The sequence below is a fragment of the Streptomyces sp. HUAS 31 genome (assembly GCF_028198125.1).
GTDB classification, from domain to species: domain Bacteria; phylum Actinomycetota; class Actinomycetes; order Streptomycetales; family Streptomycetaceae; genus Streptomyces; species Streptomyces chartreusis.
The window spans coordinates 6,329,044-6,350,795 of sequence record NZ_CP116353.1; the positions used below are offsets into that span (position 1 = coordinate 6,329,044).

General features: G+C 69.8%; 17 protein-coding genes and 1 riboswitch. Of the genes, 8 read left to right on the plus strand and 9 right to left on the minus strand.

The window, feature by feature from the left end:
* Window positions 1-22: 22 nt before the first annotated feature.
* From PGH47_RS28315 to PGH47_RS28340, 6 genes are all read left to right on the plus strand, one after another.
* The gene (locus PGH47_RS28315) at window positions 23-1,312 is read left to right on the plus strand and encodes an HD-GYP domain-containing protein (RefSeq protein ID WP_271665737.1); all 1,290 of its coding nucleotides are present in this window, start codon (window positions 23-25) and stop codon (window positions 1,310-1,312) included.
* The gene (locus PGH47_RS28320) at window positions 1,309-2,550 is read left to right on the plus strand and encodes an HD-GYP domain-containing protein (RefSeq protein ID WP_271665738.1); all 1,242 of its coding nucleotides are present in this window, start codon (window positions 1,309-1,311) and stop codon (window positions 2,548-2,550) included. The genes PGH47_RS28315 and PGH47_RS28320 overlap by 4 nt, the downstream gene beginning before the upstream one ends.
* A gap of 109 nt (window positions 2,551-2,659) precedes the next feature.
* Window positions 2,660-3,640, plus strand: coding sequence for a tetratricopeptide repeat protein (locus PGH47_RS28325; RefSeq protein ID WP_030960437.1), 981 nt, complete (start codon window positions 2,660-2,662; stop codon window positions 3,638-3,640).
* Window positions 3,641-3,768: 128 nt separating this feature from the next.
* Window positions 3,769-4,419: a peptide deformylase gene (def, locus tag PGH47_RS28330; RefSeq protein WP_271665739.1), complete on the plus strand. Its 651-nt coding sequence runs from the start codon at window positions 3,769-3,771 to the stop codon at window positions 4,417-4,419.
* A 298-nt stretch (window positions 4,420-4,717) separates the two neighbouring features.
* Window positions 4,718-5,803, plus strand: coding sequence for an epi-isozizaene synthase (gene cyc1, locus PGH47_RS28335; protein WP_271665740.1), 1,086 nt, complete (start codon window positions 4,718-4,720; stop codon window positions 5,801-5,803).
* Window positions 5,800-7,227 (plus strand): bifunctional albaflavenone monooxygenase/terpene synthase, encoded by a 1,428-nt coding sequence (locus PGH47_RS28340; protein WP_271665741.1) that lies wholly within the window; start codon window positions 5,800-5,802, stop codon window positions 7,225-7,227. The genes cyc1 and PGH47_RS28340 overlap by 4 nt, the downstream gene beginning before the upstream one ends.
* On the opposite strand, the gene PGH47_RS28345 is transcribed toward PGH47_RS28340, so the two are convergent.
* Window positions 7,163-8,128, minus strand: a complete 966-nt coding sequence (locus tag PGH47_RS28345; protein ID WP_093747239.1) for a helix-turn-helix domain-containing protein — start codon at window positions 8,126-8,128, stop codon at window positions 7,163-7,165. The genes PGH47_RS28340 and PGH47_RS28345 overlap by 65 nt on opposite strands.
* A 92-nt stretch (window positions 8,129-8,220) precedes the next feature.
* Between PGH47_RS28345 and PGH47_RS28350 the strand changes: the two genes are divergently transcribed.
* A complete protein-coding gene (locus PGH47_RS28350) occupies window positions 8,221-8,460 on the plus strand; it encodes a hypothetical protein (RefSeq protein WP_271665742.1) in 240 nt (79 codons plus the stop codon).
* Here the strand turns inward: PGH47_RS28350 and PGH47_RS28355 are convergent.
* From PGH47_RS28355 to PGH47_RS28365, 3 genes are all read right to left on the minus strand, one after another.
* Complete coding sequence (locus PGH47_RS28355; protein ID WP_271665743.1) at window positions 8,373-9,386, minus strand: ribonucleotide-diphosphate reductase subunit beta; 1,014 nt, start codon at window positions 9,384-9,386, stop codon at window positions 8,373-8,375. The genes PGH47_RS28350 and PGH47_RS28355 overlap by 88 nt on opposite strands.
* Complete coding sequence (locus PGH47_RS28360; protein WP_271665744.1) at window positions 9,386-11,767, minus strand: ribonucleoside-diphosphate reductase subunit alpha; 2,382 nt, start codon at window positions 11,765-11,767, stop codon at window positions 9,386-9,388. The genes PGH47_RS28355 and PGH47_RS28360 overlap by 1 nt, the downstream gene beginning before the upstream one ends.
* Before the next feature lie 125 nt (window positions 11,768-11,892).
* A riboswitch (cobalamin riboswitch) is annotated at window positions 11,893-12,029 on the minus strand.
* A gap of 52 nt (window positions 12,030-12,081) precedes the next feature.
* A complete protein-coding gene (locus PGH47_RS28365; RefSeq protein ID WP_271665745.1) occupies window positions 12,082-12,588 on the minus strand; it encodes a GNAT family N-acetyltransferase in 507 nt (168 codons plus the stop codon).
* Window positions 12,589-12,744: 156 nt separating this feature from the next.
* Here PGH47_RS28365 and PGH47_RS28370 point away from each other — a divergent pair, with 156 nt between their 5' ends.
* Window positions 12,745-16,362, plus strand: a complete 3,618-nt coding sequence (locus PGH47_RS28370) for an ATP-binding protein (RefSeq protein WP_271665746.1) — start codon at window positions 12,745-12,747, stop codon at window positions 16,360-16,362.
* Window positions 16,363-16,399: 37 nt separating this feature from the next.
* Here PGH47_RS28370 and mctP read toward each other — a convergent pair whose 3' ends face one another.
* The 5 genes from mctP to PGH47_RS28395 form a co-directional block, all read right to left on the minus strand.
* Window positions 16,400-18,028: a monocarboxylate uptake permease MctP gene (gene mctP / locus PGH47_RS28375; RefSeq protein WP_126898296.1), complete on the minus strand. Its 1,629-nt coding sequence runs from the start codon at window positions 18,026-18,028 to the stop codon at window positions 16,400-16,402.
* Window positions 18,025-18,291 carry a DUF3311 domain-containing protein gene (locus PGH47_RS28380; protein WP_271665747.1) on the minus strand — a complete coding sequence of 89 codons (267 nt, stop codon included), beginning with the start codon at window positions 18,289-18,291 and terminating at the stop codon, window positions 18,025-18,027. The genes mctP and PGH47_RS28380 overlap by 4 nt, the downstream gene beginning before the upstream one ends.
* Before the next feature lie 139 nt (window positions 18,292-18,430).
* Complete coding sequence (locus PGH47_RS28385; protein ID WP_271665748.1) at window positions 18,431-18,628, minus strand: YbdD/YjiX family protein; 198 nt, start codon at window positions 18,626-18,628, stop codon at window positions 18,431-18,433.
* Window positions 18,600-20,738 (minus strand): carbon starvation CstA family protein, encoded by a 2,139-nt coding sequence (locus tag PGH47_RS28390; protein ID WP_271665749.1) that lies wholly within the window; start codon window positions 20,736-20,738, stop codon window positions 18,600-18,602. Before PGH47_RS28390 ends, PGH47_RS28385 begins: the two co-directional genes overlap by 29 nt.
* Before the next feature lie 88 nt (window positions 20,739-20,826).
* A complete protein-coding gene (locus PGH47_RS28395) occupies window positions 20,827-21,591 on the minus strand; it encodes a GntR family transcriptional regulator (protein WP_030947772.1) in 765 nt (254 codons plus the stop codon).
* Window positions 21,592-21,752: the final 161 nt, after the last annotated feature.

Sequence of the window (21,752 nt, forward strand, 5' to 3'; positions counted from 1 at the left end):
GCGCGCGGCCGGGGAGGGGCGTATGGAGTCGACACCCTTACGGGCCCGTGTCTGTATCGGCATGGTCGCCCTCGGCGGCCTGTGCTCCATGCACGCGCTGGTGTCGACGCACATCCCCTGGTGGGCCGTGGCCCTGCTGGCCGCGCTCTACGCCGGGGGCGAGCGACTGTCCGGCTCGTTCTACCCGGTGCTGCTCGCCGGTGCCTTCCTGCTGCCACCGTCCGCCGCCGCGCTGGTCGCGGTGCCGGGGGCGCTGATCGCCCCGGCCGGCGGCCGGCCGCAGCCGCTGCGGCGGGTGTGGCGCGCTTCCCAGCTGGCGGTCGCGGTGTGGCCGGCGGCTTGGGTGTACCGGCAACTGGGCGAGCGGGACGCCGTGACGGCGGCCGACTTCCCGCATGTGCTCGTGCACGCCGGTGCCGCGGTCCTGGCGTTCTGCGTGGTCCTGACCGCGCTGGACGGCGGGATCCTCGCGCTCGCCGAGCGCCGTCCGCTGCGCCGGACCTGGCACGAGCTGTTCCTGAGATCGCTCGCGCCGATCGCCGTACACGGTCTCGCCGGACTGATGATGGCCGTGCTGTGGCGCAGTGCCTACGGCCCGGTGTCCGCGCTGCTCGTGCTGCTGCCGATGTGCGTGTCGTGGTGGGCTTTCGCCCAGTACCACCGGGAACACGCGGCCCACCAGGCCACCATCAGGGCACTCGTCCAGGCCGTCGACATCAAGGACGGCTACACCCGCGGCCACAGCGAGCGCGTCGGCCGCGCCACCATGATGATCGCCCGTGAGCTGGGCCTCGCCGACGAGCGCGTCGAGGTGCTCCGCTTCGCCGGGATCCTGCACGACGTCGGCAAGCTGGGCGTACCCACCCGGCTGCTCCGCAAGAACGGGCCGCTGACGCCCGAGGAGCGTCGGGTCATCGAGCTGCACCCCGAGTACGGACACGAGATGGTCCGCGGGATCTCCTTCCTCGGCGAGGCACGGGCCGCCGTACTGCATCACCACGAACGGCTGGACGGCACCGGTTACCCCTACGGGCTGAGCGGGAGTCAGATCCCGGAGTCGGCACGGGTGGTGGCGGTCGCTGACGCCTTCGACGCGATGACGTCGACCCGGTCCTACTCACGTGCCCGGCCGGTGTCCGTCGCCCTGCGCGAGCTGGAGAAGTGCGCGGGCTCCCAGTTCGACCCCCGGATGGTCGGCGCCCTCACCCGCGCCGTCGACCAGCACGGCTGGCACCCCGCCGTGACCGCCGACGAGACCGCCGTGCCCGCGCTTCGCCCGCAGGCCGCGGGCGCGCCCGGAGCGCCCCGATGAGCGGCCCGCGGCCACCGGTCCTGCTCACCGCCGTCCACGGCAGCGCCGCCCTCCTCGCCACGGGCGCTCTGCTCGGCATGCTCGGGAGCGGCCTGGTCGACCGTGGCACCGCCCTCGCCTTCGGGGCTCTCGTCACCCTCGGTGAGCTCACCCGCTGGACCGGCGCCGAAGGCAGGGAGGCCGCACCGCTCGGAGCCGCCGCCGCGCTGTCGTACGCCCTGCTGGGGGAGAGCGGCGGCGAGCCCACCCGGCACGGTGTCGCCCAGGTCGTCGGAGTCGTCCTGGCCGCCTCGCTGCTCGGCAGCGTCCCGCACATCGCGCGCGGCCGTCCCGTGCTGGACCACCTCGCCCGGCGCATGCTCACCGTCGGATTCGCCGCCGCCTGCTTCCAACCCCTGTTCAACCAGGGCACGTTCCACGGCTGGGGCACCTCCTACGCCCTGCTCCTGCTCGCCATCCTCACCCTCACCGCCCTGTGCGACGCCGTGCTCGCGGCCGCGCTGGCGCACGCGCGCACCCGGTGGCCGTTCGGGCCGCTGCTGCGGGACGAGCTGCGGGCGACCCTCGGGGTCGGATCGGCCGTCTGCGCGACGGGCGCGGTGATGGCGCTGGCGGTCGCCGTGGTCGGGCTGTGGGCGCTGCCCGTCTTCTCGCTGCCCCTGCTGCTCACCCAGATGTCCGTCCGCCGGTACGCCGCCGTGCGGGCCACCTACCGGCAGACCATCGCCTCCCTCGCCCGGGCCACCGAGATCGCCGGGTACACCCCGGTGGGGCACGCCCGGCGGGTGGCCGCGCTGAGCCGGGAGGTCGGGCGGGAGCTGGGCCTGTCGGAGGCCGAGCTCACCGTGCTGGAGTACGCGGCCCTCATGCACGACATCGGGCAGCTCAGCCTGGTCGACCCGGTGCCGGCCGGTGCCACCGCCGTGCTGCCCGTTGAGGAGCAGCGCAGGATCGCGCTGCTCGGCGGGGCCGTCGTACGGCAGACCGGGGTGAGTCCGCAGGTCGCGACGATCGTGGAGCGGCTCGCCGACCCCGGTCCGGAGCAGCCGGTCGCCGCGCGGATCGTACGGGCGGTCAACGCCTACGAGGAGAAGTCCCGGGACGCGGGGCCCGAGGGGCCGCTGAAGGCCCTGGAGGAGCTGCGGCTGGGCACCGCCGGGGACTACTCGCCGGAGGTGGTGGGATCACTGGCGATGGTCCTGTCCAGAGACTGTCTGACAAGGCCTGGTGCTGGGTAACCCATGGGTAATGAGCGCCCTTCCAGCCGTACGTGGTTGGATGCGAATGAGAGTGTGTCCGGGGGCGAGCACTAGCCAGCCCACTCCACGGAACTGGCAGGCGGGAATCGTGAGGATCTTCGGCAAGGGACGGCACCGGCCCTCCGCCTCCTGGCGGCAGGCCACCGACCGGGCGTTCACGCTCATCGGCGACGGCCGGTACGAGGACGCGGGCGCGCTGCTTACACGTGCCGCCGATCTGGAGCCCTGGCTTTCGGAGTCCTGGTTCAACCTCGCGCTGCTGCACAAGTTCCGGCACGACTGGGAACAGGCCCGGGCGGCCGGACTGCGTGCCGTGGCGCTCCTTGACCGGGAGACCGGGGCGCCCGACTGGTGGAACGTCGGCATCGCGGCCACCGCGCTCCAGGACTGGCCGCTGGCCCGGCGGGCCTGGCAGGCGTACGGGCTGCGGGTGCCCGGTGGGGCCACCGAGTCCGGTGAGCCGGTCGGCATGGACCTCGGCAGCGCGGCCGTACGGCTGTCCCCGGAGGGGGAGGCCGAGGTGGTGTGGGGGCGGCGTCTCGACCCCGCCAGGATCGAGGTGCTGTCGATCCCGCTGCCGTCCTCCGGGCGGCGCTGGGGCGAGGTCGTGCTGCACGACGGCGTGCCCCACGGCGAGCGGACCACGGCGGCCGGGCACGCCTTCCCCGTCTTCGACGAGATCGAGCTGTGGGCACCGTCACCCGTGCCCACCTGGGTGGTTCTCCTGGAGGCCGCCACCGAGGCCGACCGGGACGCGCTGGAGCAGCTCGCTGCGGACGCCGGGTTCGCGGCGGAGGACTGGTCGTCGTCCGTGCGGCTGCTGTGCCGGATGTGCTCCGAGTCGCGGATGCCGTCCGACGAGGGCGACGGGGAGCATCTGGATCCGCACGACCACAGTGAGCCGGGGCACCCCGGGCCGCTGGGGCATCGGACCGACGGGCAGCTGTGGGTGCCGGAGCGCGAGTGCGGGGTGGCCGCGCCGGCTGCGCTGGTTCGGGGGTTGCTGGACGGGTGGGTTGCGGACAGCCCTGACTCCCGGGACTGGCGGGATCTCGAAGAGGTTTGTTAGGACCGTTGCCCACCGCGGGTTCGTCGTGGTTGCTCGCGCAGTTCCCCGCGCCCCTGCCGGGGCGCGCTCCCCGTACCCTGTATCAGCATCACACCCTCTTTTCTTGTGCAGGAAGGCATACGTCGGTCATGGCCCAGCAGGACACCGAGCAGCAGCACGCGGGCGTGCTCCCCGTGGACGACGAGGGGTTCGTCGTCGACACCGAGGAGACGGAGGAGCGCGAGAACGCCTGGCATGAGCGCGGCACCTCCCGGCCGATCACCGTGGTGGGGAACCCGGTTCTGCACAAGGAGTGCAAGGACGTCACCGAGTTCGGCGCCGAGCTGGACCAGCTGGTGGCGGACATGTTCGCCTCGCAGCGCACCGCCGAGGGCGTGGGCCTGGCCGCCAACCAGATCGGCGTCGACCTGAAGGTCTTCGTCTACGACTGCATGGACGACGAGGGCAAGCGGCACGTCGGCGTGGTGTGCAACCCGAAGCTCGTCGAGCTGCCCGCCGACCTGCGCCGGCTGGACGACAGCAACGAGGGCTGCCTGTCCGTGCCGACCGCGTACGCGCCGCTCGCGCGGCCCGACTACGCCGAGCTGACCGGGCAGGACGAGAAGGGCAACCCGATCAAGGTGCGCGGCACGGGCTACTTCGCTCGGTGTTTGCAGCACGAGACGGACCACCTGTACGGCTACCTCTACATCGACCGGCTCTCCAAGCGCGAGCGCAAGGACGCGCTGCGGCAGATGGCCGAGAACGAGCCCCGCTACCCCGTGGTCGCCAACGACTGAGACGGCCCTTCGGCCCCACAAGTCACTTACGCACGGCGCCTGGTCAGGTTCCCCCTCCTGACCAGGCGCCGTTCGCATGTCCGTCGCATGTTCGAACCCATACACGCAAGTTGTGATCCAGATCCAGTCACAAAGAGGGAGAATCTCGGCACTCAGGGGTAGTGAAAGAAGCAAATGCGTTCCCAAAACGGTCAGTTATGGTGCTGAATGGAAGTGCGGGGATACGCGACGGCGCACGCCCGGCACAGCGGGAGGGGCGTGCACGACTGCACAACTGGCGGCTGAGAGGAGTTTGTTCGTGCATGCTTTCTCGGACAGCACCACAGCGACACCGACGGCGGTCCCGGTTCCACCGTCGCTCTCTCTCCCGATGATCGAAGCGGCCTTTCCGAGGCAACTGCATCCGTATTGGCCCCAGCTCCAGGAGAAGACCCGCGCCTGGCTGCTGGAAAAACGTCTGATGCCGGCCGACAAGGTCGAAGAATATGCCGACGGCCTTTGCTACACGGACCTGATGGCGGGGTACTACATTGGCGCCCCCGACGAGGTGCTCCAGGCGATTGCGGACTACAGCGCGTGGTTCTTCGTCTGGGACGACCGGCACGACCGCGACATCGTCCACGAGCGCCCCGCCGCCTGGCGGCGTCTCAGAGGCCTCCTGCACATGGCGCTCGACTCCCCGCAGGACCATCTGCACCACGCGGACCCGCTGGTCGCGGGGTTCGCGGACAGCGTGACGCGGTTGTACTCGTTCCTGCCCGACTCCTGGAACATCCGGTTCGCCCGGCACTTCCACGCCGTGATCGAGGCGTACGACCAGGAATTCCACAACCGCATCGAAGGGATAATACCCACCGTCGAGGAATACCTCGAACTGCGCCGGCTCACATTCGCCCACGCGATCTGGACCGATCTGCTGGAGCCGAGCGCAGGAATGGAGCTTCCGGACTCCGTACGACAGCATCCGGCATTTCGGCGGGCGGCCCTGCTGAGTCAAGAATTCGCCGCCTGGTACAACGATCTGTGTTCATTCCCGAAGGAAATAGCGGGCGACGAGGTGCACAATCTCGGAATCAGTCTCATCACCCACAAGGGGCTGACGCTCGAAGAGACGGTGACGGAAGTCAGGCGACGGGTCGAGGACTGCGTCTCCGATTTCCTGGTGGCCGAACGAGAGGCCCTGCAATTCGCGGACCTGCTCGCCGACGGCACCTTGTGGGGAACGCAACTCGCTGCCGCCGTGCGCGCCTGTGTCGGCAATATGCGCAACTGGTTCAGCTCCGTCTACTGGTTCCACCACGAGTCCGGCCGTTACCGGGTCGACAGCTGGGACGACCGGTCCACGCCCCCGTACGTCAACAACGAAGCGGCAGGTGAGAAATGACCGTCGAGTCGGTACGTTCCGAGGCCCAGCCGGTTGCGGCTGCCCAACTGCGTGAACCGCCCCTCGCGGGCGGGGGAGTTCCGCTTCTCGGCCACGGCTGGCGCATGGTGCGCGGCCCGCTGGCCTTCATGACGACGCTGCGCGATCACGGCGACGTCGTACGGATCAAGCTCGGACCGAAGACGGTGTACGCCGTCACCACGCCGGAACTCACCGGCGCGCTGGCGCTGAGCACCGACTTCGAGATAGCCGGGCCGCTGTGGGAGTCCCTGGAGAGCCTGCTCGGCAAGGAGGGCGTGGCCACCGCCAACGGGCCCCGCCACCGGCGTCAGCGGCGCACCATCCAGCCCGCGTTCCGGCTCGACGCGATCCCCGGGTACGGGCCGATCATGGCCGAGGAGGCGCATGCTCTGACCGGGCGCTGGCAGTCCGGCGAGACCATCGACAGCACCGCCGAGTCCTTCCGGATCGCCGTGCGGATCGTCGCCCGGTGTCTGCTGCGCGGCGCGTACATGGACGAGCGGGCCGACCGGCTGTGCGCCGCGCTCGACTCCCTCTTCCGCGGTATGTACCAGCGGATGGTGATCCCGCTCGGGCCGCTTTACAAGCTGCCTCTCCCAGCCAACCGCACATTCAACCGAGCCCTGGCCGATTTCCATCTCCTGGTCGACGAGGTCGTCGCCGAACGCCGGGCATCCGGTCAAAAGCCGGACGATTTGCTGACGGCATTGCTGGAGGCGAAGGACGAGAATGGCGACCCCATCGGGGAGCAGGAGATCCACGATCAGGTCGTCGCGATATTCACCGCGGGCGCCGAAACCGTGGCCTCCACGATCTTGTGGCTGCTCCATGTGCTCGCGGAACATCCGGAACACGCGGACAAGGTGCGCGCGGAGGTCGAATCCGTCACCGGCGGGCGGCCCGTGGCATTCGAGGACGTCCGCAGCCTGCGGCACACGAACAATGTCGTGGTGGAGACGATGCGTTTGCGCCCGGCGATCTGGATTCTCACGCGACGGGCGGTGACCGATACGTCACTCGGTGGCTATCGCATTCCGGCCGGAGCCGACATCGTCTACAGCCCCTACGCCGTCCAGCGCGACCCGAAGTCGTACGCGCGCAACCTCGACTTCGACCCCGATCGCTGGCTTCCGGAACGCGCGAAGGAGGTGCCGAAATACGCCATGAGCCCGTTCGGTGTCGGGAACCGCAAGTGCCCGAGCGACCACTTCTCCATGGCGATGCTGACGCTGATCACGTCGGCCCTCGCCACGGAGTACCGCTTCGAGCAGGCGTCCGGCTCCGACGACGCGACCCGGGTCGGGATCACGCTGCACCCGCACACCCTGCTGCTGCGGCCTATGCGGCGCTCGGCCCCCGGAACGTCCGCCGGTACGCCTGGGGTGTCGTCCCCAGCGCCGTGACGAACTGATGGCGCAGCGCGGCCGCGGTGCCGAAGCCCGTTCGGCCCGCGATCGCGTCCACCGTCTCGTCCGTCGCCTCCAGCAACTCCTGCGCCAGCAGGACACGTTGACGCAGGATCCAGCGGTACGGAGTCGTCCCCGTCTCCTGCTGGAAGCGGCGGGCGAAGGTGCGCGGGGACATGAGCGCGCGCTCGGCGAGCTGCTCGACCGTGACGTCCTCGTCGAGGTGGCGCTCCATCCAGGTCAGCACCTCGCCGACCGTGTCGCACTGGGAGCGCGGCAGCGGGCGCTCGATGTACTGGGCCTGTCCGCCGTCCCGGTGCGGCGGCACCACCATGCGCCGGGCGATCTTGTTGGCGACCTCCGGCCCCTGCTCCTGGCGCACGATGTGCAGACAGGCGTCGATGCCGGCGGCGGTGCCGGCGCTGGTGACCACCGGCCCCTCGTCGACGTACAGCACATCGGGCTGGACGATCGCTCCCGGGTGCTGTCGGGACAGCTCATCGGCGTGCTTCCAGTGCGCACTGCACCGCCGCCCGTCGAGCAGCCCGGCCGCGCCCAGCACGAAGACGCCGGAGCACACGCTGAGCACCCGCGCACCCCGCTCGACCGCTCTGACCAGGCAGTCCAGCAGCTCGGGCGGATAGTCGCGCACGACATAGTCGCGGCCGGCCGGCAGCGCGATCAGGTCGGCCTCCTCCAGCCGCTCCAGACCGTACGGCGTGGAGACGGTGAGTCCGCCGACATGGGTGCCCAGCGTCGGCCCCTCCGCCGAGACGACGGCGAAGTCGTACGTGGGCAGCCCTTCGTCGCTGCGGTCGATGCCGAACACCTCGCAGACGACGCCCAGTTCAAAGGGGTGAACACCGTCGAGGAGGACGGCGGCGACGTTCTTCAACATACTGCCAGTGTGCCTCGCCAGTGGCAGTAAATCGAGGGTACGCGGCAGTCCTGCCACTGTTCGTAAGGAGTGTCCGGCGCGACAGTGGTGTCATGAATACAGAACAGACACAGACACTGCTCGCCATGGTCGTCGTGCTGGGAATGTTCGCACTCCTGGTCCTCCCGTCACTGATCGGGATCGTGCACGACCGGCGCATCGACCGTCAGATCAGGGAGGCCCAGGAGCGCGACCGGGCCGAGGCTCAGAAGTCCTCGTCCAGGTCGACGGTGCCCTCCACCGCGACCTGGTACGCCGACGGACGCCGCTCGAAGAAGTTGGTGAGCTCCTGAACACCCTGGAGCTCCATGAAGGAGAAGGGGTTCTCGGAGCCGTACACCGGAGCGAAGCCGAGCCGCGTCAGACGCTGATCGGCGACACACTCCAGGTACTGCCGCATCGAGTCGGTGTTCATGCCCGGGAGGCCGTCACCGCACAGGTCGCGCGCGAACTGCAGCTCGGCCTCGACGGCCTCCCTCAGCATGTCGGTGACCTGCTGCTGGAGCTCCTCGTCGAAGAGCTCCGGCTCCTCCTTGCGGACGGTGTCGACCACGTCGAACGCGAAGGACATGTGCATGGTCTCGTCGCGGAACACCCAGTTGGTGCCGGTGGCCAGACCGTGCAGCAGGCCCCGGCTGCGGAACCAGTAGACGTACGCGAAGGCGCCGTAGAAGAACAGGCCCTCGATGCACGCGGCGAAGCAGATCAGGTTCAGCAGGAAGCGACGCCGGTCGGCCTTGGTCTGCAGGCTCTCCAGCTTCTCGACCTCGTTGATCCACCTGAAGCAGAACTCGGCCTTCTCGCGGATCGAGGGAATGTTCTCGACGGCGTCGAAGGCGGCCGCCCTGTCCTCCGGGTCGGGGAGGTAGGTGTCCAGCAGCGTCAGATAGAACTGGACGTGCACGGCCTCCTCGAAGAGCTGGCGCGACAGGTACAGGCGCGCCTCCGGGGAGTTGATGTGCTTGTACAGCGTCAGCACCAGGTTGTTCGCCACGATCGAGTCGCCCGTCGCGAAGAACGCGACCAGCCGGCCGATCATGTGCTGCTCACCCTCGGACAGCTTCGCGAGGTCGGCGACGTCCGAGTGGAGGTCGACCTCCTCCACGGTCCAGGTGTTCTTGATGGCGTCCCGGTAGCGCTCGTAGAAGTCCGGGTAGCGCATGGGACGCAGGGTCAGCTCGAAGCCCGGGTCGAGGAGATTGGCGTTACGGGTACTCATTACTGGCAGGCCTCGCAGGACTCGGGGTTCTCAAGGGAGCAGGCGACGGCGTCGGGCTCGGCGACCTGCTGGACGGGGATGGTCTTCTCGGACTGGGCGGCCTGGCCCTGGGCGGCGCGGGCGATGCGGGTCGCCGGGCGCGAGCGCAGGTAGTACGTCGTCTTGAGGCCCGACTTCCAGGCGTACGCGTACATCGAGGAGAGCTTGCCGATGGTCGGCGTCTCCAGGAACAGGTTCAGGGACTGCGACTGGTCGAGGAACGGGGTGCGGGCCGCCGCCATGTCGATCAGGCCGCGCTGCGGGATCTCCCAAGCAGTGCGGTACAGCGCCCGGACGTCCGCCGGGATCCAGGCGAAGTCCTGCACCGAGCCGTTGGCCTCGCGCAGCGCCTCGCGGGTGCGGGCGTCCCAGACGCCCAGCGCCTTCAACTCGTCGACCAGGTAGGAGTTGACCTGGAGGAACTCGCCGGAGAGCGTCTCGCGCTTGAACAGGTTGGACACCTGCGGCTCGATGCACTCGTAGACACCGGCGATGGAGGCGATGGTGGCGGTCGGCGCGATGGCGAGCAGCAGGCTGTTGCGCAGGCCCGTTGTCGTGATCCGCTCGCGCAGCGCCGCCCAGCGCTCCGGCCAGGTGAGCTCGACGCCGTAGTGGTCGGGGTGCAGCACACCCTGGGCGGTACGGGTCTTCTCCCAGGCCGGCAGCGGTCCGCTGCGCTCGGCGAGGTCGGCGGACGCCTCGTACGCGGCGAGCATGATCCGCTCGGCGATGCGCGTGGAGAGCTCTTTCGCCTCGGCCGAGTCGAACGGCAGCCGCAGCTTGAAGAAGACGTCCTGGAGGCCCATCGCGCCAAGGCCCACCGGCCGCCACTTGGCGTTGGAGCGGCCCGCCTGCTCGGTCGGGTAGAAGTTGATGTCGACGACTCGGTCGAGGAAGGTGACGGCCGTGCGGACCGTCTCGTCCAGGCGCTCCCAGTCGATCTCGCCGCCGGTCACGAAGGCGCCGAGGTTGACCGAACCCAGGTTGCAGACCGCCGTCTCGCCGTCGTCGGTGACCTCCAGGATCTCCGTGCAGAGGTTGGAGGAGTGCACGACATGGCCCGGCAGGGCCGTCTGGTTGGCGGTGCGGTTGGCGGCGTCCTTGAAGGTCATCCAGCCGTTGCCGGTCTGCGCGAGGGTGCGCATCATGCGGCCGTACAGATCGCGGGCCGGGATGGTCTTGCGCGCGAGCCCTCGCTCCTCGGCCTTGCGGTAGGCCGCGTCGAACTCCTCGCCCCACAGGTCGACCAGCTCGGGCACGTCGGCGGGGGAGAACAGGGACCACTGGGCATCGGCGTTGACCCGGCGCATGAACTCGTCCGGGATCCAGTGCGCGAGGTTCAGGTTGTGCGTACGGCGGGCGTCCTCACCGGTGTTGTCCCGCAGCTCCAGGAACTCCTCGATGTCGGAGTGCCAGGTCTCCAGGTAGACCGCGGCCGCGCCCTTGCGCCGGCCGCCCTGGTTCACGGCGGCGACCGAGGCGTCCAGCGTCTTCAGGAACGGGACGATGCCGTTGGAGTGCCCGTTGGTGCCGCGGATCAGCGAACCCCGGGAGCGGATGCGGGAGTACGACAGGCCGATGCCGCCGGCGTGCTTCGACAGGCGGGCGACCTGGTGGTAGCGGTCGTAGATGGAGTCGAGCTCGTCCTTGGGGGAGTCCAGGAGGTAGCAGGACGACATCTGGGGGTGCCGGGTGCCGGAGTTGAAGAGCGTGGGGGAGGACGGCAGGTAGTCGAGGCGGCTCATCAGGCCGTAGAGCGCGGCGACTTCGTCGACGGAGCGGGTGGTGTCGTCCTCGGCGAGACCGGCGGCGACACGCAGCATGAAGTGCTGGGGCGTCTCGATCACCTTGCGGGTGATGGGGTGCCGCAGCAGGTACCGGCTGTGCAGGGTGCGCAGGCCGAAGTAGCCGAAACGGTCGTCGGCGGCCGTGTCGACCAGGGCGTCCAGGCGGGCCGCGTGCAGACGCGCGAACTCGGCCGTGCGGTCGGCGATGAGGCCCTCGCGGTGGCCGACCGCGACCGACTCGGTGAAGGACGTCACACCCTGCGAGGCGGCCTCGGCGGCGATGGAGATGGTCAGCAGCCGGGCGGCGAGCCTGCTGTAGGCGGGGTCCTCGGAGATGAGACCGGCCGCCGCCTCGGTGGCCAGCTCGCGCAGCTCCGCCTCGTCGGCCCGGGCGGACCGGCCGCGCAGCGCGGCGGCGGCGACCCGGCCGGGGTCGGCGTCGGGGAGGTCGGCGGTCAGCTCGGCCAGGAGCCGCAGCAACGCGGTTCCGGGGGCGTCCGCGTCGGTCGGGACCGATGGGACGACTGAGGCCGGATCTGCTGGCGCGATGGTCACGTGGGGGCTCTCCCTCGCTCGGCACGGGGGCCTTGCGGAGGGCAGGGGGCAGCACACGAGCGCACGCGGCGTCGCGTCCACCGGCCCATTCCACGAGGCCCGGACGTCAGGGCGCACCGGCCGGTCGGCCGGGCGCGCTGTCGGCAGGTCCTCGGACTGACTCCTGTGCACAACTGTGGGAACAGACATGCACAAGTACACCGTTGCGGGACAGTTCCGGATTCGCACCGGATTCCCCTGCGGCGACAGCGAGCATGAGCATACATCTTGTGCTCACCCGCCACGCCACCCCCAGATGTTGTGTCGCGCTGGTTTCAGAGCGTCAACTCATAGGTGAGGAGAGTGATGTCGACGAGCTGCGGGATCGGATTCCAGTCCCGCTCGGGTGTACGAACGAAACCCAGCCGTTCGTAGATGCGGTGGGCGCCGTGCATGGTGCGCTGGGTCGACAGGACGATCCGTACGCAGCCCTCCGTGGCCCGGGCGCGGTCGACGCAGGCGCGGACGAGGGCCTCGCCGGCGCCGCGTCCGCGGCCCGCCCGGTCGACGGCGAGCATCCGGATCTCGGCCTCGCCGGAGCGCGCGATGTCGGCCATGGGGCCGCCGCTCGGCACGAAGGTCACCCCGCCCAGCAGCCGGCCGTCCGCGACGGCCACGAGCACCTCGGCGGCGGCCGCGCGCTTGGCCACGTCCCTGAGCTCGCCGAGGTACTCGTCGCTCTCGCCGAAGTCGAGGAGTCCGTCGTGGAGATAGGCCCGGGCGGTGATCTCGCCGAGCGCGTCGAACTCGTCGGGTTCCGCCGGGCGGATCGCGATGTCCATGGGCCCGAGTCTGCCGGACGGCCGGGTGGGCGGGCCCGGGGTTTTCCGCCGAGGGCCGCCGGGTTGCGGGGAGTTCCGGGAGTGCTTCCATGGAGATAGGTGTCGGCGCCCCGCGGTCGCTCCGTTTCGAGAGCCGTTCTCGGAAGGAGACGAACGATGACGAGGGTCGTCGGCAGTCCGCCCGGCAAGAAGCGGCCGCGCAACGCGCCGATGGCGACGCTGGCTCCGAGGCGGGCGGCCGACCGGGTCAGACAGGGGTTCGTGGGCCACCGGCACAAGATGGCGATCCGCCTGGAGGCACGCGGTGGAACCGCCCGCCCCAAGAAGTGGCGCCGGTGGTTCACCTACACCAACGTCACCCGGGCCATCTGGACGGTGGCCGCGCTGGCCGTGCTCGCGTGGGTGGTGGAGGGCCTGTACATCGTGATCGCGGGCCACACGACCGGCTTCGAGAAGTGGCGGCAGGACAACGACGGCTTCGAAACGGTCATGCGCTTCGTCGGCCCGGTGCTCGCCGCGTCGCTCGCCGCCACGCTCTTCCTGTTCTGGTGGTACCGGTGGACCAAGCGGCGCTATCTCGCCAAGGCACGGGACGACCCTCACGGGATGGTCCTCACCGCCGGCCCGGACACCGCGGAGATCGTGGGCCGGGAGGAGATCGCCCAGGTCATCGCCGAGCGGCTGCGCGAGCGCGCCACGCGCCGGCCCTATCTGCTGGTCGGCGGTGTCGGCGTCGGCAAGACCGCCGTCCTGGTACGGCTCACCGAACTGCTGGCGGAGCACAACGCCGTACCTGTGCCGATCCGGCTGCGGGACGCGAACGGCGCCACCGACCTGAACTTCGAACGCATGGCCAAGCAGCGCTTCACCGAAGAGGCACCCAGGGGCATCCTCGCCCGCGGCAAGACCGAGCGGGTCTGGCAGCAACTCCTCGCCGACGACAAGCCGGTCGTCATAGCCGACGGACTGGAGGAGGCGCTCCTCGGCGACGGCCTCGAACAGAACCGGGACAACATCATCCGGCGGGCCATCGAGCGTGCCTACGAGGAGAGGCTGCCCCTGGTCATCGCGTCCCGGCCGCACAGCCCGCTGGAGAGCACCCCGGCCGCGATCGTGGAGCTGGAACCGCTCAGCGAGGAGGAAGCGCTGCGGTTCGTGCAGGCACGCGTCCCGGAGACGGACGAGCGCCGCGTCGACTGGATCGTGGAGACGGCGGAGGTGACCGAGTCGCCCGTCTACCTCCAGATCGCCCGTGAACTGCACCGCCACGGCGCCCTGGAGCACGACCGGCCGGACAACGACCCGCAGCACATGAACACCCGCAGCCGTGACCGCGGCATGCTGCGGCTGTGGCTGCTGGAGACCTGGGACGAGGCGCTGTGCGAGGGCCGGCTGCGCCGGGACGTCGCCCTCAGCCGGCGCGAGCGCAGAGACGCCGTCGAGGTGGTCTCCGCCCTGGCCTGCGTGGGGTTGCTCCAGGACAAGCTGGAGGTCGGCCTCGGGGAACTGCTCGACTCGGACGTCCACCCCGGTCCGATGCGGCGCGCGCAGGCCCGCGCCGAGCACCTGTGGGCCGGCGGACGCGGCTTCGACCGGTACGGCAGGCGCGGGAACGTCTTCTCCGAGTGGCACCGGCAGCAGATCTGGGACGTGCTGTGCCGGCGGATCGGCGCGGACGAGAGGAAGCGGCTGCGCGGGGGCAACATGGACCAGTGCCGCGCCGCCCTCGCCCGCATCGCGCGCAACGCGGACAGGCTGGGCCTGGTGGAGGGCTTCGAGCGCAGGGTCCGTTTCCCGCACAGCATCATCCAGGCCTACTTCGGCTACCGCGTACTGCGGCAGCTGGGGGAGCGGGGCGCGGGGGAACTCGTCGAGCACGTGCTCCAGCCGCCCGGACCCAGCCGTGAACTGCTCATGGCCCTGGTGCTGTTGTCACGCCGCCGGGCCGCAGGGGTCAGGGCCCGCCGGGAAGGCGTCCGTGCCGAGGTGACCAAGGAGATCGAGGAACGGCTCCGCCGCTCACGGGTGCGCGGGCACACCCTGGCCCACCGGCTCTGCCGGGCCGCGGAACGCCGCACGGACGATCCGAAGGCACTCGACCTCTACGCGGCCGCCGTGGAGATCGAGAGCGTGGAGGACGCGCCGCGGCTGCTCGGCCACATCCTGGACGAGGTGCTCGGGACCTGGGCCGGTTTCAAGGGCGACCGGCGCAGCCTCGACGACGCCAAACTGAGGCTGCTCAGGCAGCTCGGGGCCGCCTTGCGGAGCGTCTCCGACCGGATCGACACCACACCGCTGTACGAGCAGTTCGTACAGATCGGCGTGAAGGAGCCCTCCTACTCGATACGCCTGGCTGTCGCCCAGGAGTTCGGCACCGGCGGCAACGCGGCGTTCGCCGTGATCCGCGGCCGGATCGGGCTGAGCACCGACCCCGTGGAGGAGTACAACGACCGGCTCGGCGAGCTGCGGGCCTGGAAGCGGCGGGAGTACGAGCAGTGGGCCGAGCGCATGGCACGGGCACGGGCCGCGGGTGTGCCCTCCCGGGCCAGGACCGAGCGCATCGCCCGGCTCCAGGAGGACCGGCGCACGCTCAACCAGGAGTACCGCAGAAAACGGGTCGTTCTGTTCCGGGAGTTCGTGATGCGTGCCTGGATGATCCCCATGCTGCTGGGCTCCGTCGACGAGGCGCACCGTGACGAGGCCCGCGAACGCCTCACCAAGTGGCTGCGCCACCTGGACCCCAAGGCCACCGGCGGCACCCCCGATCTGCCGCTCGCCCTGGAGGCCGCGCTGGCCCAGGGCTTCAAGTACGCGGCCAACCGCCGGATCCGGCATCCGCAGGCCGACCAGGGCGGTCGCGACGACCTGATCCGGCAGGCGGAGACCGTGCTCCAGCAGTCCCGCTGCTGGTACGCGCAGGTCATGCTGCTCCAGGCGCTGTGCCTGTGGGAGCTCCCCGACATCGTGGGCGTCCATGAGCAGCAGGCGCACACCACGCCGGGCGGGGACGGGCACCACGGCGGACGCGAGCCGCGCCGGACGCTGGGCGGGGCGACCGCCGTGCAGACCGTGGAGCGCTGGCTGTCGATGGCCGGCACCGTGAACCGGCCACCCGGGCATCCCGAGGCGAACGGCGCCTCGCCCCGGCAGTCCCTGCATCCGTTCGTCGCCGAGGCGGGCGACCTGGTGGCCCTCGCGCTGGAGACCGGGCAGCCCGAGCGGTACCTCTGGATCGACGAGAAGGGCGTCGCCGACAACATCGGCGCCCGCACCGGCAGCCGCGAGTGCTACCGCAGGCACAACCTCTGGATCCCGCCCTCGGTCGGCTGGAGCACCCTGGACGCGCGTGCCCAGTGCCTGGTCGCCGATGTGCTGGTGATGCTGAACCTCATCGAGCGGGACGGGCATCCGGACGAGGTCGAGGAGCGGATGACCCGCGCGGAACAGCCGGGGACGTCGCTGCCGCCCTGCATCAGCGGCGACCGCGGCCCGCTGCGCCCCGGCCTGCGGGCCGGCATGGGGGACCCGCCCACACCCGGCGCGACCTGCCTGCCCGACTGCAAGTTCCAGCTCTGTCCCTACCCGCCCCGGGGCTGTGTGCCGCGCGGGGAGATCCGGGAGCCGTTCTGCCGTCAGCAGCAGGCCCTGCTGCCGGGACGGATGCGCCGCCATCTGCCACGGCTGCTGCACAGGAAGACACCGAGCTGGGTCAGCATGCGCGTCCGCGAACTCGACGCCTTCTGGCAGCAGATGGCCGGGCGTACCCGCAACTAGTGCGGTACGCCCGGCCGTCGTGCGGGTCAGTCCCGCGTCAGTGACCGGTGCCCGCCGTCGCCGGGGGCAGTTCGACCTGGACTCCGGGGTCGCCGGCGTCCGCCGTGTAGTCCTCCGGCTTGGTCTCGTCGACGCCGTCCGGGGCCTTCGCCGCCCTCAGCACGAAGGTGAGCACGACCGTGACCACCACGTTGAGCACGAACGCCGTGAGACCGATGTAGCCGATCTCGCCGATGCCCGGGATCTCCTTCGCCGAGCCGCCGAAGTGCTTCTGGGTCGGGGAGGCGACACCGTACGCGGCGACCGTGCCGTAGATCATGCCGACCGCCCAGCCGGCCAGCAGGGCCCAGCGATGGAACCAGCGGGTGAACAGGCCGCCGACCAGGGCCGGGAAGGTCTGCAGGATCCAGATGCCGCCCAGCAGCTGGAAGTTGATCGCGACCGTCTTGTCCATCGTCAGCACGAAGACCAGCGCGCCGACCTTCACCAGGAGCGACACGATCTTGGAGACCTTGGTCTCCTGCGCGGGCGTGGCGTCCGGCTTGATGAAGTCCTTGTAGATGTTGCGGGTGAACAGGTTCGCCGCCGCGATCGACATGATCGCCGCCGGCACCAGCGCGCCGATGCCGATCGCCGCGAAGGCCACGCCCGCGAACCAGTCGGGGAACATGGTCTCGAACAGCTGCGGGATCGCCAGCTGGCCGTTCTGCACCTTGATGCCGGCCGCGATCGCCATGAAGCCCAGCAGTGCCAGCAGACCCAGCATCAGGGAGTACAGCGGCAGGATCGTGGTGTTGCGGCGGATCACCTCACGGCTGCGCGAGGACAGCGTCGCGGTGATCGAGTGCGGGTACATGAACAGCGCGAGCGCGGAGCCCAGCGCCAGCGTGGCGTACGTCCACTGCCCCGCCTCGGCCGGCACCAGCGCACCGCGCGGCGCGCCCGTGGCCGGGTTGGTCTGGCTGTACGCCTCGCTCGCCCTGGCGAAGATCTCGTCGAAGCCGCCCAGCTTGATCGGGATGTAGATGATCGCCACCGCGATGACGATGTAGATCAGCGTGTCCTTCACGAATGCGATCAGCGCGGGGGCGCGCAGACCGGACGAGTAGGTGTACGCGGCCAGCACACCGAAGGCGATGAGCAGCGGCAGGTCCTTGATGAACCAGTTGGTGTTCTCGCCGCCGCCGACGCCCATCACGTCCAGGACGGCCTGGATGCCGACGAGCTGGAGCGCGATGTACGGCATCGTCGCCAGGATGCCGGTCACCGCGACCGCCAGCGACAGTCCCTTGGAGCCGAAGCGTCCGCGCACGAAGTCCGAGGTCGTCACATAGCCGTGCTTGTGGGACACCGACCACAGCCGGGGCAGGAACGTGAAGATCAGCGGGTAGACGAGGATCGTGTACGGCACCGCGAAGAAGCCCGCCGCGCCGGCCGCGTAGATCGCCGCCGGGACCGCCACGAAGGTGTACGCCGTGTACAGGTCGCCGCCGAGCAGGAACCAGGTGACCCAGGTGCCGAACGACCGTCCGCCCAGGCCCCATTCGTCGAGGCTGTGCTCGTTCTCGGCCTTGCGCCAGCGCGCGGCCAGGAAGCCCATGACCGTGACGGCCAGGAAGAAGAAGATGAAGACGCCGAGTGCGACGCCGTTCACGCCGTCGTTCATTCCGCCGCACCGCCCTTCTGCGAGGCACGGGCGCGCTGGTCACGCTGCCACAGCTTGTACGCCACCATCGTCAGCAGGGTGGAGAGCAGCACCCACAGCATCTGGTACCAGTAGAAGAACGGGATGCCGGCGAACGCCGGATCGGTCTTGGCATACGAACCGACCCACAGCATCGCCACGAACGGCGCGACGAGACAGAGCGCGATGACGACCCGTACGGGCGTCACCACCGGCTCTCTGTTCACTTCTGGGGCATCTGACATCTGACGGCTCCGTCCCCTCACTGATCACCTGAGAAACGCCCGGGCAATGTAGGTGACGGCGCAACGACAGCGGAAGACCTTGTCCGCATATCGGATGTGGAGGATTGGTGTGCATGGCAACCGTCGCGCGGGGGTGCGCTCAGCAGCAGCGGAACCCCCCTCGCGGGTCCGCCTCCTGACGGTCCGTCCGCATCCGCTCGAAGTCGCGCCGGGAGGGCACCCGGGCGTCCGGATGCCCCTGCCGTACATGGGCGACATAGCGGTCGTACGCCGACTCGTCGGTCAGCTCCCGCAGATACCAGCGGACGCTACCGAGTGCTCGCCGAAGCGACCGCATCGCGCTCCTCCTCCTTCTCCGCCTTGGTCGGGAACAGCCCCGCCGGGGCGGTGATCCTCGACTCGACGTACGGAGCCTCGCTGAGCGTGGACAGGGCCGGGCGGCGGATGTGCCGGACGCAGACGCGGGTGGCGTCGGCGATCACGACGACGATCAGGAGTGCGAGGAACGCCGTGAGGACGCCGTCCACCGTGGAGTTGGTGACCACGGTGTGCATGTCGTCCATGGACTTGGCGGGCGGCAGCACCTCGCCGCGGTCGATGGCGTCCTGGAAGACCTGGCGCTGCTTGAAGAAGCCGACCTTCGGGTCGCTGGAGAACACCTTCTGCCAGCTGGCGGTCAGGGTCACCGTCGCGTCCCAGACGAGCGGAACCCCGGTGATCCAGGCCCACTTCAGGCGCCCGGACTTCACGAGCAGGGTCGTGCAGACGGCGAGCGCGACGGCCGCGAGGAGCTGGTTCGAGATGCCGAAGATCGGGAAGAGCTGGTTGATGCCGCCGAGGGGCTCGTGGACGCCCACCCACAGGAAGTAGCCCCACAGGCCGCACACGATGGCGCTGGTGATGGCCAGTCCCGGCTTCCAGCTGACGTTCTTGAAGGGCCGGTGGACGTTGCCCAGCATGTCCTGGAGCATGAACCGGCCCACCCGGGTGCCGGCGTCCAGCGCGGTCAGGATGAACAGCGCCTCGAACATGATCGCGAAGTGGTACCAGAAGGCGCGCAGGCCGCCGCCGGTGACCTGCGAGAAGATCTCCGAGACGCCGATGGCGAGGGTGGGCGCGCCGCCGGTCCGGGAGAGCAGGGACGCCTCCTCGACGTTCTCCGCCGCCCGCGCGAGGGCCTCGGGTGAGATCTGGTAGCCCCAACCGCCCACGACCTGCGAGGCGTTCTGCACGGTGTCGCCGATGACCCCGGCGGGCGCGTTCATCGCGAAGTACAGGCCAGGGTCGATGATGCTCGCCGCGACCAGCGCCATCACGGCGACCGACGACTCCATCAGCATGGAGCCGTAGCCGATCATCCGGACCTGCGTCTCCTTCTGGATCATCTTCGGCGTCGTGCCGGAGGAGATGAGCGCGTGGAAGCCGGACAGGGCGCCGCAGGCGATGGTGATGAAGACGAACGGGAACAGCGATCCCGCGAAGACCGGGCCGTCGCCGCGGGAGGCGAAGTCCGTGATCGGGTCCATCTTCAGCGTCGGCAGGGCGACGATCACGCCGAGGGCGAGCAGGAAGATCGTGCCGATCTTCATGAAGGTGGACAGGTAGTCGCGCGGCGCGAGCAGCATCCACACCGGCAGGATCGAGGCGATGAAGCCGTACGCCACCATCCAGACGACCAGCGTGGCGGGCGCGAGGGTGAAGGTGTCGGCCCAGGACGACTCGGCGACCCAGCGGCCCGCGACCAGGGCGAGCAGCAGCAGGGCGACGCCGATGACGGAGACCTCGGTGACCCGGCCGGGGCGCAGCACCCGCAGGTAGAAGCCCATCAGCAGGGCGATCGGGATCGTCATCGCGATGGAGAAGGTGCCCCAGGGGGACTGGGCGAGGGCGTTGACGATGACCAGGGCCAGCACGCCGAGCAGGATGATCATGATGACGAACGTGGCCACCAGCGCGGCCGCGCCGCCGAACGGGCCGATCTCCTCGCGCGCCATCTGCCCGAGCGAACGCCCGTCGCGGCGGGTGGAGAAGAACAGCACCACCATGTCCTGGACCGCGCCCGCGAAGATGACGCCGGCGATGATCCAGATCGTGCCCGGCAGATAGCCCATCTGCGCGGCCAGCACGGGTCCGACCAGCGGTCCGGCGCCCGCTATCGCCGCGAAGTGGTGGCCGAGCAGGACCCGGCGGTCGGTGGGGTGGAAGTCGATGCCGTTGTTCAGGCGTTCGGCCGGGGTGGCCCTGGTCCGGTCGACCTTCAGGACCTTGTACGCGATGAACTTGGCGTAGAAGCGATAGGCGATGGCGTACGAGCCGAGGGCGGCCGCGACCATCCAGGCGGCCGAGACCTCCTCGCCCCGGGACAGCGCGAGCACGGTCCACCCCGACGCACCGATCAGTGCGACCAGGGTCCAGATGACGACGGTTCGGGGGTTCGCGGTACGCACCGGGTGGTCCTCCCGTCCATGCGGCGACGGGAGGAACGTAGAACAGGAAAGGTGGATGCGCTACACCGCGTGCATCAGTACAACTCGCCTAATCCTGCGGTCGCTTGAGTCGCGCCACGAACTTGTACCGGTCGCCGCGGTACACCGAGCGCACCCACTCCACCGGCTGTCCGTCCCGGTCCAGGGAGTGCCGCGAGAGCATCAGCATCGGCAGGCCCACGTCCGTGCCGAGCAGGCCGGCCTCGCGGGGGGTGGCCAGCGAGGTCTCGATGGTCTCCTCGGCCTCGGCGAGGTGGACGTCGTAGACCTCGGCGAGCGCGGTGTAGAGGGAGGTGTACTTCACCAGGCTGCGGCGCAGCGCGGGGAAGCGCTTGGCGCTGAGGTGGGTCGTCTCGATGGCCATCGGCTCGCCGTTGGCCATGCGCAGCCGCTCGATGCGCAGCACCCGGCCGCCTGCCGTGATGTCGAGCAGGTCGGCGAGCCGGTCGTCGGCCGTGATGTAGCCGATGTCCAGCAGCTGGGAGGTCGGCTCCAGGCCCTGGGCGCGCATGTCCTCCGTGTAGGAGGTGAGCTGAAGCGCCTGGGAGACCTTCGGCTTGGCGACGAACGTGCCCTTGCCCTGGATGCGCTCAAGGCGCCCCTCGACGACCAACTCCTGGAGGGCCTGGCGGACGGTCGTGCGCGAGGTGTCGAACTCGGCGGCCAGGGTCCGCTCGGGCGGGACGGGAGTACCCGGCGCCTGGGTCTCCGTCATGTCCAGGAGGTGCTTCTTCAGGCGGTAGTACTTGGGCACGCGGGCGGTACGGACTGTGGCGCCGTTCTCGTTCTCCGCACTGCTGACGTCGGTGCTCATGCTTCGCCTTCCCGGCTCCGGATGCGGGTCACATCGTGATCCCTTCTATATACCGTCGCCGTCTCTTTTGGTCTAGTCCACAGTGCCAAGTGGTCTAGCGGACGAGGGTACTCCGGCATCGCTGTTTTCGCTGCCTTCTTACTTAAAGGTTCCTTCATATG

What these genes read in the sequence shown, in the direction of transcription:
- PGH47_RS28355 (WP_271665743.1), bottom strand. Translation starts at nt 9,386, where the DNA reads ATGAGTACCCGTAACGCCAATCTCCTCGACCCGGGCTTCGAGCTGACC.
- PGH47_RS28320 (WP_271665738.1), top strand. Translation starts at nt 1,309, where the DNA reads ATGAGCGGCCCGCGGCCACCGGTCCTGCTCACCGCCGTCCACGGCAGC.
- PGH47_RS28340 (WP_271665741.1), top strand. Translation starts at nt 5,800, where the DNA reads ATGACCGTCGAGTCGGTACGTTCCGAGGCCCAGCCGGTTGCGGCTGCC.
- PGH47_RS28370 (WP_271665746.1), top strand. Translation starts at nt 12,745, where the DNA reads ATGACGAGGGTCGTCGGCAGTCCGCCCGGCAAGAAGCGGCCGCGCAAC.
- PGH47_RS28385 (WP_271665748.1), bottom strand. Translation starts at nt 18,628, where the DNA reads ATGCGGTCGCTTCGGCGAGCACTCGGTAGCGTCCGCTGGTATCTGCGG.
- PGH47_RS28345 (WP_093747239.1), bottom strand. Translation starts at nt 8,128, where the DNA reads ATGTTGAAGAACGTCGCCGCCGTCCTCCTCGACGGTGTTCACCCCTTT.
- PGH47_RS28380 (WP_271665747.1), bottom strand. Translation starts at nt 18,291, where the DNA reads ATGTCAGATGCCCCAGAAGTGAACAGAGAGCCGGTGGTGACGCCCGTA.
- PGH47_RS28395 (WP_030947772.1), bottom strand. Translation starts at nt 21,591, where the DNA reads ATGAGCACCGACGTCAGCAGTGCGGAGAACGAGAACGGCGCCACAGTC.
- PGH47_RS28365 (WP_271665745.1), bottom strand. Translation starts at nt 12,588, where the DNA reads ATGGACATCGCGATCCGCCCGGCGGAACCCGACGAGTTCGACGCGCTC.
- PGH47_RS28350 (WP_271665742.1), top strand. Translation starts at nt 8,221, where the DNA reads ATGAATACAGAACAGACACAGACACTGCTCGCCATGGTCGTCGTGCTG.
- mctP (WP_126898296.1), bottom strand. Translation starts at nt 18,028, where the DNA reads ATGAACGACGGCGTGAACGGCGTCGCACTCGGCGTCTTCATCTTCTTC.
- PGH47_RS28315 (WP_271665737.1), top strand. Translation starts at nt 23, where the DNA reads ATGGAGTCGACACCCTTACGGGCCCGTGTCTGTATCGGCATGGTCGCC.
- def (WP_271665739.1), top strand. Translation starts at nt 3,769, where the DNA reads ATGGCCCAGCAGGACACCGAGCAGCAGCACGCGGGCGTGCTCCCCGTG.